This window comes from Bradyrhizobium sp. ISRA430 (assembly GCF_029909975.1).
GTDB lineage: Bacteria > Pseudomonadota > Alphaproteobacteria > Rhizobiales > Xanthobacteraceae > Bradyrhizobium.
The window spans coordinates 3,709,843-3,722,107 of the sequence record NZ_CP094516.1; the positions used below are offsets into that span (position 1 = coordinate 3,709,843).

Genomic DNA, 12,265 nt, shown 5'->3' on the forward strand with positions numbered 1-12,265 from the left:
GCCAATTTTGGAAAATTGGTCTTACCAATTGACCGGAGCATTGACCGAGGACGGGCGCCATGTCAAGCACGGGCAAAGCAAGGGGGAGACGATCATGCTGCTCGGCCGCGCCAATCTCGACCGGCTGCCGCCGGCCATCCGCCGTCCGGCCTATGACAGTTCGCGCGTCATCCCCGGCATCGTACATCTCGGTTTAGGCGCGTTTCATCGCGCCCATCAGGCCGTCGTCATCGACGACTGTCTTGCCGACGGCGCCACCGCCTGGGGCATCGTCGGCGCGAGCCTGCGCAGTCCTGACACGCGCGATGCGCTCGCCCCACAGGATCATCTCTATACGGTCGCAATTCGTGCAGCCGAAGGCCCCGAGCATCGCGTCATCGGCGCGCTGCTCGATAGCGTCGTCGCCCGCGAGAACCCGGCCCGGCTCGTCGACAGGATGGCGGATCCCGCCATCCGCATCGTCTCGCTGACGGTCACCGAGAAGGGTTATTGCCATACGCCGCAGACCGGCGATCTCGACGAGCGGCATCCGGACGTTGTGCACGACCTGAACAATCCCGACGCGCCGCGCTCGGCACCGGGCTTCATCGTCGCGGCGCTTGCGCGGCGCCGCGCGCAAGGCCTCTCGCCCTTCACCGTGCTATGCTGCGACAACCTCGCTGCCAACGGTCACACCGTGAAGCGGATCGTGACGCAGTTCGCGGCGCTGCGGTCGAAGGACCTCAGTAAATGGATCGCTGATACCGTCGCCTTCCCCTCGACCATGGTCGACCGCATCGTGCCGGAGACGACTGCTGCCGATCGCGAGGCCGTCTCCGCTGCGCTCGGCATGCGCGACGCTTGGCCGGTGATGACCGAGCCGTTCACGCAATGGGTCGTCGAGGATCGCTTCTCCGCGGGCCGGCCCGATTTCGCTGCCGCGGGCGTCGAGCTCGTCACTGATGTCAAGCCGTTCGAGCTGATGAAGCTGCGGCTGCTCAATGCCAGCCATTCGGCGCTCGCCTATCTCGGCTATCTCGCAGGCTATGAAACCATCGCCGACACCATGACCGAGCCGCACTTCGCGCGTCTCGCCGCGCAAGTGATGGAAGAGGCCGCGGTGACGTTGACGATGCCCGCCGGCACCGATCTTGCCGCCTACCGCGCCTCGCTGCTGAGGCGCTTCGCCAACCCGGCACTGCATCACCGCACCTGGCAGATCGCGATGGACGGCTCGCAGAAGCTTCCGCAACGGCTGCTCGGCGCAATGCAGGATCGCCTGGGCAAGAACCTGCCGATCGAGACGCACGCACTCGCCGTTGCCGGCTGGATGCGCTATGTCACGGCGATCGATGAACAGGGCCGTGCGATCGACGTACGCGATCCCTTGGCCGGTGAGCTTGCGGCGCTCGCGCGCGAGGCAGGTCCCGTCGCAGAGCGGCTCGCGCCGGCGCTGCTCGGCGTCGGAAAAGTGTTCGGCCCCTTGGGCAACGATCCGCGCCTGTGCGAGGCCGTGACCACCGCGCTCGACCGGCTCTATGCAGAGGGCGCACGGCGCGCGGTGGAGACGCACATCGCCACGTGACGGCCATTCGCGCCGCCGCCACGCCGATGCTGCACTGCGGTCAAATCAGCAGAAGTCGCGCTTGATTTTTCCGCGACATTGGCTCACCCCGGAGGCATGACGAAGGACAGCAAGGTCATTGCCGCCAACGCAGCCTTCTACGCCGCCTTCGCGACCGGCGACGTCGCGGGCATGGAGCGGATGTGGGCGGACGACGACACCATTTCCTGTATCCATCCCGGCTGGCCGGCGATCGTCGGGCGGGCCACCGTGATCGGGAGCTGGCGCGACATCCTGCAGAACCCGGAGCGGCCGCAGATCGTCTGCGCCGAACCGCGGGCGATCGTCGACGGCGACAGTGCGCGCGTGCTCTGCATCGAGATCGTCGACGGCACGGCGCTTGCGGCGACCAACCATTTCAAGCGCGTCGCCGACGGCTGGCGTCTCGTTCACCACCAATCGAGCCCGATCGCGCAGATCGTTGAGCAGTCCCATGAGGATGCACCGGGCCCGAGCCGGCGGTTTCACTGAAGCGCAATCGCACACGCAGCTTCAGCCTGGACGTTCCAGCTCCGACAAATCGTCCAGCACCAGGTGCGCGCCGGTAAAGTCGTCGTCCCGGAAGTACATGCTGCGTGTGATCAGGACGGGAATGCACGCGCGAGAGGCCGCAATCAGGCCATTGGCGGAATCCTCGATGGCGACACAATCGGGCGCCTTGAGCCGCAGCCGCGCCAGTATCTCCAGATACACGTCCGGCGCGGGCTTCTTGTAGCGGACATCGTCGCCGGCGACGATCGCGTCGAAGTCCGCAGCCCAGCCGTTGCCCAGCGCCCGCGACAGCAGCGCATCGATATTGCCGCGCGAGGTTGTGGTCGCGATCGCGAGCCGCTGGCCGCGTGCCCTCGCCGCGGCAAGCAGCGCCGCAACGCCGGGGCGCAGCGGACAGGAGCCCGTTTCGACCAGTTCGGCATACTGTGCGGTCTTGACGCCATGAAGCTTTGCGATGTCTTCATCCGACAATGGCGGCAGCCTGCCCTGCACCACGTCATGGGCACGGATGCGTTCCTTGCCGCCCGTCACCCGCAACAGATTCTTGTAGATGGTGCGGTCCCAATGCCAGTCGAGCCCGCAACGGACAAAGGCTTCGTTGAAGGCCTGCCGGTGCAGCTCCTCCGTCTCCGCGAGGGTGCCGTCGACATCGAAGATCAGCGCGGCGGCGCGCCGGACCAGCGCCGCGGCGGGCGCCTGGTCCGGCATGATCGAGGTCTGCAGCAAGATCCTTTCCAACGAATGCTCCCGGTCGATCGGGGTCCAACGGATTTCGAGCATGGCCGCTACTGGCAGACGAGTAAAATTGCAATATCTTTTGCCGGACCCAAAAATCTCTTATGAGCGGCTGCGCGCGGCAGCCCGGTCGGGCTCGCCGGCGATTTGGCAAGGAGACGCATGCGGCTCTTCATCTTTGGCCTTGGCTATAGTGCCCGGCGCTTCATCCGCAGATGCGGCGGCGCGTTCTCGCACATCACCGCCACGGTGCGCGATCCTGCGAAGCAGGAGAGCCTTCCCGGCATCGAGCTCCATCCGTTCCTGCGCAACGATCGCGATCTGATCGAGCGGTTGCGCAACGCCGATATCCTGCTTGCATCGATTCCGCCTGATCGCGCCGGCGATCCCGTGATCGCGGCCTTCGGAGATGCGCTCGCGGCGCGCCGTGGCCGGACGACGATCTATCTTTCCACCGTGGGCGTGTACGGCGATCATGGCGGCGCATGGGTCGACGAGAGCACCCCCGCGCGGGCCGGCCTCGAGCGCACGCGGATGCGAGTGGCCGCCGAACAGGCTTGGGTGGACGCGACACGCGGCGAAGCCGCCATCCTGCGGCTTGCCGGAATCTACGGCCCCGGCCGCAACGCGCTGGCGACGCTGCGGGCGGGATCCGCCCGCCGCGTCGTCAAGCCGGGGCAGGTCTTCAACCGGATTCACGTCGACGATATCGCCAGCGCGATCATGGCCGCGGTTCATCACCAGGGTGGCGGCACGTGGAATGTCTGCGACGATGAGCCCGCCCCGCCGCAGGACGTGATCGCCTATGCGGCGAAGCTGATGGGCGTTCCGCCGCCGGCGGAGGAAGCCTTCGAGACCGCCGCGATGTCGGAGATGGCACGCAGCTTCTATGCCGGCAACGCTCGCGTCTCCAATGCGAAGGTGAAGCGCGAGCTCGGCGTTGCGCTGGCCTTCCCGAATTATCGGCAAGGTCTCGATGCGCTGTGGGCCGCAGGCGAAGGACGCTAGGACGCGGGTTCCGCTACATCGAAAACGCGCGCCCCTGCTCCGCTTTCCCCGCAGTTGACTTCAATCCGACGCAGACGCGATCCTGAGGGCTCAGCGGCCATCTATCGTATAACGAGCCCGCCTTGGGAGGATTCAATGAAGAAGACGATCGCCATGATCGCGGCGGCGGCTGCCGTCATCACATTCAACGCGGCCAGCGCCGCACCACTGCCCGAGGCAAATCCCGACGAGGTCGGATTCTCGAAGCAAGGCCTCGCCCGGCTCGATGATTTCTTCGCGCGCGAGATCGCCGCCAAGCGCGTGCCCGGCGCAGTGGTCGCGATCGCACGCGACGGTAAGCTCGTCCACTACAAGGCTTACGGCATGCTCGATCCGGCCAAGGACACGCCGATGCCTGTTGATGCGATGTTCGCACTGGCATCGATGACCAAGCCGATGGCCGCGGTGGCGGGCTTGACGCTGATGGAGCAAGGCCGGCTGCCGCTCCAGGCCAAGCTTGCAGATTATTATCCGGGCTTTGCCGACATGAAGGTCGGCGTGATGCAGGGAGACGGCTCGCTCAAGCTCGAGCCGCAGGCCTCGCCGATCTTCATCCACGATCTCTATCGCCACACTTCCGGCCTGATGTATGGCGGCCGCCCGGACAGCTCGAGCCCGGTGGCGCGGCAATATCCCGAGGGCGTCGCACCGGCGCTGGAAGGTGACACGCTGGCCTTCATCGAACGCATCACCAAGCTGCCGCTGGCGCACCAACCGTCGACCGAGTTCGAGTACGGCTTCTCGATCGACGTGCTCGGCGCCGTGATCGAGAAGGTAAGCGAGCAGAAGCTCGGTGACTATCTCGCCGCCAATATCTGGCAGCCGCTCGGCATGAAGGATGCAACATTCCATCCGACCGAGGCGCAGCGCCAGCGCCTCGCGCGCCCCTTTGCCAACGATCCGCTGACGGGCAAGCCACAGGCCATCAAGCTGCTGGATGAGCCGACCAAATTCGACTGCGGCGGCGCCTGTTCCTTTGCGACGATCGGCGACTACGTGCGCTTCGGGCAGATGCTGCTCAACGGCGGCGAGCTCGACGGCCAGCGCATTCTCGGACCCAAGACCGTGCATCACATGACCAGCAACCACCTCGGCCCCGAGATCAAGAACAACGTGGCCAATGTCGAGCCGCATCGCGCCGGCTTCGGCTTCGGCCTCGCGGTTGCGGTCCGCACCAGCGAAGGCCTGTCGTCGGTCCCCGGCAATCCCGGCGAGTTCACCTGGAATGGCGCCTACGGCACGCAGTTCTTCTGCGATCCAAAGGAACGTCTCGTGGTGGTGGTCGGGACCGCGGCGCCCGGCGAGCTGCGGAAGTATTACCGCGAGCAGGTCCAGGACATCGTCTATGGCGCGATGGTGAAGTGAGCGGGCGCCCCGGCGCCTTGCTTTGTCCTAATCCTGAAGGCGACGCATTCGTCAATAATTGCCGGCGAAACGCAAATCACCAGCCTGCGAGCGCACGCCTTCGGGCCAGAGCCTGCCCTTGTTTCACCGGCGCGGTCTCCGGCATCAGGCTCATCGCGACAAGTCCGACGACCGCCGCGAGCAGGAGGTACCAGGCCGGCGCCAACGGATTGCCGGTGACGTGAAGGAGCCAGGTGACGACGAGCTGCGCGGTGCCGCCGAAGCTCGCGATCGCAACCGCATAGACGGTGGCGAACACGCCGCCGCGGATCCTCTGGGGCAGCGCCTCGGTGAATGTTGCGTAGAACGCGGTGAATGGCAGCGCACCGATGATCGAGAGCACGCCGAAGCCGACCAGAAGCGATAGCGCGCCGGGCGCATGGACGATCCACAGGAAGGTCGGATAGGTCAGCGCAAGCGTAGCAAGTTGCGGCCAGACCATGATCGGCTTGCGGCCCAGGCGATCCGCGAGCCAGCCGCCGAAGAGCGCACCCACGAATTGAAGACCGTTGCTGACGAGGGATACGGCGAAGGCCAATGTGGGCGTCACATGCAACGTGTTCTGCGCGTAAGTCGTCATGTACTGCGTGACGTAGGTCGAGATCGTGCCGCTCGCCAAGATCATCAACGCAAGCACGATGACGCCGATGTAACGGCGGGCGAGCGAGAGGTGGTTCGTGTGCTCGTGGCTGCCGACGGCGGCCTCGCCTTGCTGGATCGTCTCCGGCAGCGTCCGGCGCATCCAGAACCCGAACGGCAGGCAAATCGCGCCGATCAGGAACGCCACCCGCCAGCCGTAGGAATCCAGCATCTCCGGCGCCATCGTCTTGCTGAGGACGACGCCGACCAGGGCGCCCGCGGTCGCGGCAATCTCCTGGCTGGCCGGCTGCCAAGCCACCACCAGCGCCCGATGCTCCGGCGGCGCGATCTCAATGAGATAGGCGGTGGTCGGCCCGACCTCGCCGCCGAGGGCAAACCCCTGCGTCATGCGCGCTGCAATCACGATGATCGGCGCCGCAAGGCCCACTGTATTGTAGGAGGGGGTCAGCGAGATGGTCAGGATCGCCCCGCCCATCAAAGCAAAACTCAGGAGCATCGCGGGCCGCCGGCCGATCCGGTCGGAATAAATGCCGAGCACGATTCCGCCGATCGGCCGCGTGACGAAGCCCGCGCCGAAGGTTGCCAGCGACAGCATCAGGCTGCCGTACTCGCTCTGGGTCGGGAAGAAGGTGTGGCCGATCTGGATCGCGAAGAAGCTGTAGGTGATGAAGTCGTAGAACTCGAGCATGTTGCCGACGGTGGCGGCCAATGCGGCGTGTCTGACGCTGACCGGTTCGGCTTGCACGATTGCAGACGACAATTTCTCATTCCCTGGCTCTGATCGCCGCTCCGATTTAACCGTCTCTCCGCGCTGCATCGCAATATCCATTAACCGAGAAGAGCGGTTCTATTGCCGCCGTTCGCGCCTTCGCGCCCTGGACACCTTCGACGCCGTCGCACCGTTCGAGGGCTTCCATGGCAACAAATGGGTCGTTCGGTGGCGACGGAGACACATCATATCGCCTCAGCATCGCGAACTGGTCCTCAAGGTGCTGCAAATTCGCGCGCGAGCGCCGCCCATTTGACTGAAATTTTCAGAAGACTTGAGCCGCGCGATTTACCCGAACTTTCTTCGTGACGCTCTAGTTCCACTCGCGAAAGTTCCATCTCCAGAACGGAGAGGCGTCACGCGCGGCAAGTCCCTTCTTGCTTTGAGCCGACTGATCGCTCGAGAGCTTCATTCTGACCCACCCGGATTGCGCTACCAATGGCTCAATTGAATAAAGCTTTATCCGACTTGGAATGGAAATGAATTTAGCACGCGAGTCGATCGAATTGCTGGAGCAGGTCGCGCGGATCCTGTGGTTCGAAGGGACCAAGCATGGCTTGCGCGATCGCGAGTGGATGGCACTGCGCTTCCTCTCCCGCGCCAACCGGTTCTCCAGGACGCCCTCGGCGCTGGCAAGCTACGTCGGCACCACGCGCGGCACCGCCTCGTTCATCATCGGCGAGCTCGAGCGGCTCGGATATCTGGAACGGAAGCGCTCCGCCAAGGACAAGCGCTCGGTGATGCTGAGCGTCACGCAGCAGGGTAAGAAGTTCCTGGTGCGCGATCCCGTCAACGTTCTCGTCGATGCGATTACCGTTCTCGACGACGACGGCAAGATCCGCTTTCGCGACGCGTTACGGCACGTGCTTGATCAGTCGGACGCGGCCGAGCAGCGGCACCACACCGATGTCTGCAAGCGCTGCATCTTCCTCCGGGAAGATCGCACGGCCAGCGACAGCAAGACGACCGTCGAGTTCACCTGCCGCCTGTTTCGCGCAGCGATCACCGAAGCCGAGATCGATTTGCTATGCACCAGCTTCGAGCATCACCGCCAATAGAAGGCTGCCGCGATCACGGCGTTCCCTTGCGCGAGGAGTAGACGACACCTCCGCTGGCCTCGACGACCAGGCGTCCGTTCTCGTTTCTGATCTCCTCGATGCGGCCGAGGCCCGGCACTTGCTGGCCCAGCACCGCCTCGACGACTCCGTTCGGTCCTTGCAGGATCGCAATTCCCTCATAGGCTTGACGAACCGACCAGCCCTTGACCGGCTTGCGAACGACCGATGTACGTTCGGACGGCGACACCGACCCCGTGACCTCGGGCGCAGCGAGCGAAGCCATCATCGGCGTTGGCTGTGCCGAGGGCTGCGACTGTGCCATCGCCGGCGCCTGAGCCTGCGCCTGCGCGAGCTTGTCGAGCTTTGCCGTCGAGGACGAACTCACCCGCTCGATGCGATCCAGATTCTCCGCAAACCGGCCGAAGCGGTCATTGGTCGCCTTGCTGGAGAGATCGACTGCGGTGCGCAAGCCATCGAGGTTTTCGGACACGCCGGACACCTGCTTGCGCAACTGCGCGACCGTCTCACGCAAGTTCCTGATCTCGGCGTTGGCTGCGGCATTGGTCTGGACCGGTTGGGTGGTGAGATAGGCGATCACGCCGGTGCAGCCGCAGACCACGAGGCCGACAGCCGCTGCCAATGTTGCGAGCGGCGCGACCCAGGTCGGACGGGGGGGCGGCGGCTTGGCCACGATCATGGCCGGGCGGACGACGGCCGGCGCGGGCTTGGGTATCGCCATCTTGTCGAGCCGCGCCTTGGCGCGAATACGCTTGAGGCCCTCGAGCGCCTCTTTCGCCAGAGCTTCATCGTTTGCCGTCGCGGACGCGGGCCTTGTGCCCGCGGCCGGCTTGGCTGCACGCGCTGCATTGTCCTTTGCATTGCGCGTCTCCGGCGCCGGCTTGGCGGCGGCGGAGATATCCGCGGTCTCGTTGGGACGAGCTTTGCCATCGGACAACATATGAAAATGCTCCGTTCGGTTCGACACTCCGAACGAAGCTAATTGCCGAAGCTTGCCTGAAACGTGCGCACGGAAAAATCTTCCGTCACGCAAGATGCGACGTCGATTGAGTCCAATGCGTCATGCACGAGGCGAGAGTGCGACTCGAAAGCCACACACTCGCCAAGATTTCGCCAAGCTGGAGTCGCGTTGCCAAATGTGAGTCGGGTTGTCGCAAGCGAATGCACGTCAGTAGGAGTCAATCCGGGGTTGAAAGCCCCTCAATGTACCCACCCCGCAACACTACCCAAAAGGCCTGTAATTCTACAGGGCTACGGAAATTTAGAACTGCCTTAGGAAAAATATAGTTCGAAATTCAAATCAACTGATACGTTTGTATATAGCAAGAAACAACTCGAAACAAACCAACAGCATCAAGGCCGCGTACCAACAGCTTTGTTCCGCGCGCTTGATCGGGAATCGGCAATTGTTACGGTCCTAGTCAAGTGATTCTCGCCAACTGGCGAGGAGATCGACACAGTTCAGTGGTGTTCGGACGCGATGAGCAACTTGGCGCAACTGTACTAGGTCGCTTTCTCAATCCGCTCCGCGAGGTGATCCCTCAGGCACCCGCCGAGCCCAACGTCGTAGCGTTCAGTATCGAGTCGAAGTAGCAGGCCTGCAGGCGCAGGCGCTGAATGCGTAAGGCTGCCCGCGAATATCTCAACCAGAACAACGGTTCGCGGGAAGGAATGTCGTCAAACAGCATGGTTGCCGAGCCGGCGCATCACAAAAAAGCAACCGGCCGCAACAAGTGCGAAACAGGGGCGAAAGACTGATGTATATTATCGTTGATGACCGCGAGAGCGTCACGAACAGCTACGTAGGAGGGCTCGTTCGTGAAGGCGTATCGTCGATCGGCTTCTCCTGCGGGGAATTCTGGGACTGGCTGCAATCCGCGAGCGACGCGGATCTCGCAGCGGTCGACGCGTTCCTTCTGGGAGATTCCGATGCTCGCGGAAGTCTGCCTCGGGCGGTGCGCAAACGATCCGCAGCTCCCATCATCGCCGTGAGCGGCCAGAAAATGCTCAAGAACACGCTGGAGCTGTTCGAGGCGGGCGTGGACGACGTCGTCCACGTGCCGATCCATCTACGCGAAATACTCGCCCGGACGGCCGCGATCGCGCGCCGCCGGGCGGGCGACCTGCCGAGGCCGTGCGAGACCAGGATCCAGGTCTTCTTCAACGGGCGCGATCCGGAGATCGCCGGCCGCGCCCTCACCCTGCCACGCCGCGAGTTGCGTATCCTCGAATACATGGTCGGCAATCACGGAAAATGGATCACCAAGACGCAGATCTTCAACGCGGTCTATGGCATCTTCGAGTCCACGTTCGACGAGAGCGTGATCGAGAGCCATGTCAGCAAGCTGCGCAAGAAGCTCCGTGACCGCCTCGGCTTCGACGCGATCGTGGCGCGGCGTTACGTCGGATATCGGCTCAACATTCCAGCCAGCGAGGCGATGGACGAGCCGATGCAGGAGCTGGGCGAGGTCGGTATCCTGCTCAACAGGGCGCACGCCGCTCCGGCGGCGTATCCGGCCGGAAACTGACGCCGCAAGGCATCGACACGACAGCGACACCGGCCTCTGCGGCAAGACAGCCGCAGAGGCCGATGCACTTTAAGCTACAGCCTGGACGCGATGCCGGCACGTCTCGGCCGAGGCGTCACGTCACGGCTTCTGCTGGAATTCGTCCTTCGAGACGTAGTTGAAATCGTCGACCAGGACGTCCTGGACGACGTCGGCCTGCATGCGCTCATTGACGCGCTGCTTGATCGCGGCCGTGAGAACGGACAGGTCGTAGCGGGCGAGCTTCCTGAAATCCAGGCGGTCGTCCGCATAGATCCTGCGAAAAGCCTCGTCCACGACGAACGGCTCGGGCGGAACGGTGAGCTGGTGCATGGTCCGCGCCTCCACGGTGTAGACGAACCGTGCGACGATGTAGCCCTGCACGCCGCCATTCTCGACCATGGGCACGCTCAGCGCCCTCGTCTTCTGGTATTGCAGCCCGTCGAGATATTCGTCCTTGGCGGACAACAGGCTGCCGTTCTCCTTCCAGTAGGCCACGGCATAGCTCGTGCCCGCAGTGAGGATGCACACCCAAAGTCCGGCCAGCACCAGCCTGATCATTTGCGGTCCTGCGCTGCGCGACCGCTATAGGTGCCGTCCGACTCGGAATCCCTGATCGCCTTGATGATGATGGTCGCGACTTCCCGCACTGCGTCGTAGTGCATCTCGAGCAACGCACGATTTCGCTCGAGCTTCTGGCGCAGCCGCTGAATCTCCTCGGTGATCTCGGCCTCGCCGCCGGGAGGAATCCGCGCCCGCATCAGGCGGACGAACTCCAGCATGCTCCGGCTCTTGCGTGTGCTGAAGTCGTCGAAGTCGACCTTCTTTCCTGCGGCGAGTGCAACCGTCTCCTCCTCCACGATGCTCTCGAGGCGCCGGATCGCCGCCAAGAGGCCGCTGACCTGATCCGACTTCACGGCATCGGCCGCGCTGACCGCTACCTCGCCGCCGGCATTCGGCACATGCACGGGCAGCAAGGCCTCGTCAGCCACCGCGTCGGCCATAGCCTCGGCCTGTGCCGCCAGCGATTCCATCAGTTCCGTCGCGCCGTCATCTGCCTGCATGAGAAGTCCACCCCTCGACTGTCGTCACCCGTTCCAAAATCCGTCATCCGGCCTTGCCCACCTCGTCGCGAACCGCCGGGTGCGCAGCGGCGAGCTGCTTGGCAATGCCGATCCCCTTGCCCGCCGCGAGCTGATTGCCGAGCTGCTCCGCCAGCATCGACTTCCAGACGCTGCCGGCGGTTCCCTTGCCGAATACCTCCTCCGAGTCCTTCGGCAGCATCGTCTCGACGAAGGTCTGGAGGATGAAGGCCTCGAACTTGCGATACACGTCGCCCGACGCCGGCGCCTTGATTACCTGTACCGGCGCGGCATTCGGCGTCTGCACTTCCGTCGCCTTTGCCGCCGCTTGCCCGCCGGCCGCAGCCTTGCCGACCTCGGCTTCCATCGTGGCGGCAAAGTCGACATTTGACGATTTCAGAGCGTCCAGCTTCGCAGTCGCAGAGCGCTGCGTCACGGGATCGGCTGCCTCCAGGACGTCGAGCACGAGGTCGGGTGTCGCTGTCACGATCATGTTCGAATCCGGCTGGTTGGCATGGACGTCCAATCAGGCGCGGCGGGGCGTGTGCCGGCCATGTCCTCGAGCGAGCGCTTCTCGGTCTCGCGACGCTTGTCCGCGAGCGCCGCCCTCGCGACCTGCTCGAGCTGCTTGACACGCCGGCTCTCGGACCGGACCTGATCGAGCTGGCGCGAGGCCTGCGCCTGTACGGCGCGAGCGCCAATGCTCGTATTCGTCAGGCGCCGCGCGATCGACTCGCTCGATGACCCCGCCGGCAGCTCCGCACGATTGAGCGCCGCGACCAGCCAGGCCTGCTCGTCCTGCATGCTCTTCTCCTGCTGCCGAATCTGCGCGAGCCGCCATTCGGCCAGCCGGAGCTGAAGCTTGACCAGCGAGACCATGCGACCGAGTTTTTCCGCGCGCGACGTCATGG

General features: G+C 64.2%; 14 protein-coding genes. 7 read left to right on the forward strand and 7 right to left on the reverse strand.

The window, feature by feature from the left end:
* The first annotated feature begins 94 nt into the window (after nucleotides 1–94).
* On the forward strand, nucleotides 95–1,564 hold the full coding sequence (locus MTX21_RS17695) for a mannitol dehydrogenase family protein (protein ID WP_280966054.1): 1,470 nt from the start codon (nucleotides 95–97) through the stop codon (nucleotides 1,562–1,564).
* Nucleotides 1,565–1,660: 96 nt separating this feature from the next.
* Complete coding sequence (locus tag MTX21_RS17700) at nucleotides 1,661–2,074, forward strand: nuclear transport factor 2 family protein (RefSeq protein ID WP_280966055.1); 414 nt, start codon at nucleotides 1,661–1,663, stop codon at nucleotides 2,072–2,074.
* A 21-nt stretch (nucleotides 2,075–2,095) separates the two neighbouring features.
* Here the strand turns inward: MTX21_RS17700 and MTX21_RS17705 are convergent, their stop codons facing one another.
* Nucleotides 2,096–2,803, reverse strand: coding sequence for an HAD family hydrolase (locus MTX21_RS17705; RefSeq protein WP_280971086.1), 708 nt, complete (start codon nucleotides 2,801–2,803; stop codon nucleotides 2,096–2,098).
* A gap of 189 nt (nucleotides 2,804–2,992) precedes the next feature.
* Here MTX21_RS17705 and MTX21_RS17710 point away from each other — a divergent pair, with 189 nt between their 5' ends.
* The gene (locus tag MTX21_RS17710; protein ID WP_280966056.1) at nucleotides 2,993–3,838 is read left to right on the forward strand and encodes an SDR family oxidoreductase; all 846 of its coding nucleotides are present in this window, start codon (nucleotides 2,993–2,995) and stop codon (nucleotides 3,836–3,838) included.
* 135 nt (nucleotides 3,839–3,973) lie between these two features.
* Nucleotides 3,974–5,242 (forward strand): serine hydrolase domain-containing protein, encoded by a 1,269-nt coding sequence (locus MTX21_RS17715; protein WP_280966057.1) that lies wholly within the window; start codon nucleotides 3,974–3,976, stop codon nucleotides 5,240–5,242.
* A gap of 76 nt (nucleotides 5,243–5,318) precedes the next feature.
* Here MTX21_RS17715 and MTX21_RS17720 read toward each other — a convergent pair whose 3' ends face one another.
* Entirely contained in the window at nucleotides 5,319–6,641 is a 1,323-nt protein-coding gene (locus MTX21_RS17720) for an MFS transporter (protein ID WP_280971390.1), read from the reverse strand.
* A gap of 488 nt (nucleotides 6,642–7,129) precedes the next feature.
* On the opposite strand from MTX21_RS17720, the gene MTX21_RS17725 reads away from it, so the two are divergent.
* Nucleotides 7,130–7,708, forward strand: coding sequence for a MarR family transcriptional regulator (locus MTX21_RS17725; RefSeq protein ID WP_280966058.1), 579 nt, complete (start codon nucleotides 7,130–7,132; stop codon nucleotides 7,706–7,708).
* A gap of 13 nt (nucleotides 7,709–7,721) precedes the next feature.
* Here MTX21_RS17725 and MTX21_RS17730 read toward each other — a convergent pair whose 3' ends face one another.
* Complete coding sequence (locus MTX21_RS17730; RefSeq protein ID WP_280966059.1) at nucleotides 7,722–8,666, reverse strand: hypothetical protein; 945 nt, start codon at nucleotides 8,664–8,666, stop codon at nucleotides 7,722–7,724.
* Nucleotides 8,667–9,343: 677 nt separating this feature from the next.
* On the opposite strand from MTX21_RS17730, the gene MTX21_RS17735 reads away from it, so the two are divergent.
* A complete protein-coding gene (locus MTX21_RS17735; RefSeq protein WP_280966060.1) occupies nucleotides 9,344–9,484 on the forward strand; it encodes a hypothetical protein in 141 nt (46 codons plus the stop codon).
* Nucleotides 9,484–10,254, forward strand: a complete 771-nt coding sequence (locus tag MTX21_RS17740; protein ID WP_280966061.1) for a response regulator transcription factor — start codon at nucleotides 9,484–9,486, stop codon at nucleotides 10,252–10,254. The genes MTX21_RS17735 and MTX21_RS17740 overlap by 1 nt, the downstream gene beginning before the upstream one ends.
* A gap of 120 nt (nucleotides 10,255–10,374) precedes the next feature.
* Here MTX21_RS17740 and MTX21_RS17745 read toward each other — a convergent pair whose 3' ends face one another.
* From MTX21_RS17745 to MTX21_RS17760, 4 genes are read right to left on the reverse strand one after another with little or no spacing between them, the layout of a single operon-like run.
* Nucleotides 10,375–10,833, reverse strand: a complete 459-nt coding sequence (locus MTX21_RS17745) for a hypothetical protein (RefSeq protein WP_280966062.1) — start codon at nucleotides 10,831–10,833, stop codon at nucleotides 10,375–10,377.
* Entirely contained in the window at nucleotides 10,830–11,336 is a 507-nt protein-coding gene (locus tag MTX21_RS17750; protein WP_280966063.1) for a flagellar biosynthesis protein FlgN, read from the reverse strand. The genes MTX21_RS17745 and MTX21_RS17750 overlap by 4 nt, the downstream gene beginning before the upstream one ends.
* A gap of 43 nt (nucleotides 11,337–11,379) precedes the next feature.
* Nucleotides 11,380–11,847 carry a rod-binding protein gene (locus MTX21_RS17755; protein WP_280966064.1) on the reverse strand — a complete coding sequence of 156 codons (468 nt, stop codon included), beginning with the start codon at nucleotides 11,845–11,847 and terminating at the stop codon, nucleotides 11,380–11,382.
* The gene (locus tag MTX21_RS17760; protein ID WP_280966065.1) at nucleotides 11,844–12,263 is read right to left on the reverse strand and encodes a hypothetical protein; all 420 of its coding nucleotides are present in this window, start codon (nucleotides 12,261–12,263) and stop codon (nucleotides 11,844–11,846) included. The genes MTX21_RS17755 and MTX21_RS17760 overlap by 4 nt, the downstream gene beginning before the upstream one ends.
* Nucleotides 12,264–12,265: the final 2 nt, after the last annotated feature.

Bases quoted from the DNA above. Each gene is read 5' to 3' on its own strand.
- MTX21_RS17740 (WP_280966061.1), top strand. From the start codon at position 9,484: ATGTATATTATCGTTGATGACCGCGAGAGCGTCACGAACAGCTACGTA.
- MTX21_RS17730 (WP_280966059.1), bottom strand. From the start codon at position 8,666: ATGTTGTCCGATGGCAAAGCTCGTCCCAACGAGACCGCGGATATCTCC.
- MTX21_RS17760 (WP_280966065.1), bottom strand. From the start codon at position 12,263: ATGACGTCGCGCGCGGAAAAACTCGGTCGCATGGTCTCGCTGGTCAAG.
- MTX21_RS17705 (WP_280971086.1), bottom strand. From the start codon at position 2,803: ATGCCGGACCAGGCGCCCGCCGCGGCGCTGGTCCGGCGCGCCGCCGCG.
- MTX21_RS17715 (WP_280966057.1), top strand. From the start codon at position 3,974: ATGAAGAAGACGATCGCCATGATCGCGGCGGCGGCTGCCGTCATCACA.
- MTX21_RS17750 (WP_280966063.1), bottom strand. From the start codon at position 11,336: ATGCAGGCAGATGACGGCGCGACGGAACTGATGGAATCGCTGGCGGCA.
- MTX21_RS17745 (WP_280966062.1), bottom strand. From the start codon at position 10,833: ATGATCAGGCTGGTGCTGGCCGGACTTTGGGTGTGCATCCTCACTGCG.
- MTX21_RS17755 (WP_280966064.1), bottom strand. From the start codon at position 11,847: ATGATCGTGACAGCGACACCCGACCTCGTGCTCGACGTCCTGGAGGCA.
- MTX21_RS17735 (WP_280966060.1), top strand. From the start codon at position 9,344: ATGCGTAAGGCTGCCCGCGAATATCTCAACCAGAACAACGGTTCGCGG.
- MTX21_RS17700 (WP_280966055.1), top strand. From the start codon at position 1,661: ATGACGAAGGACAGCAAGGTCATTGCCGCCAACGCAGCCTTCTACGCC.
- MTX21_RS17710 (WP_280966056.1), top strand. From the start codon at position 2,993: ATGCGGCTCTTCATCTTTGGCCTTGGCTATAGTGCCCGGCGCTTCATC.
- MTX21_RS17695 (WP_280966054.1), top strand. From the start codon at position 95: ATGCTGCTCGGCCGCGCCAATCTCGACCGGCTGCCGCCGGCCATCCGC.
- MTX21_RS17725 (WP_280966058.1), top strand. From the start codon at position 7,130: ATGAATTTAGCACGCGAGTCGATCGAATTGCTGGAGCAGGTCGCGCGG.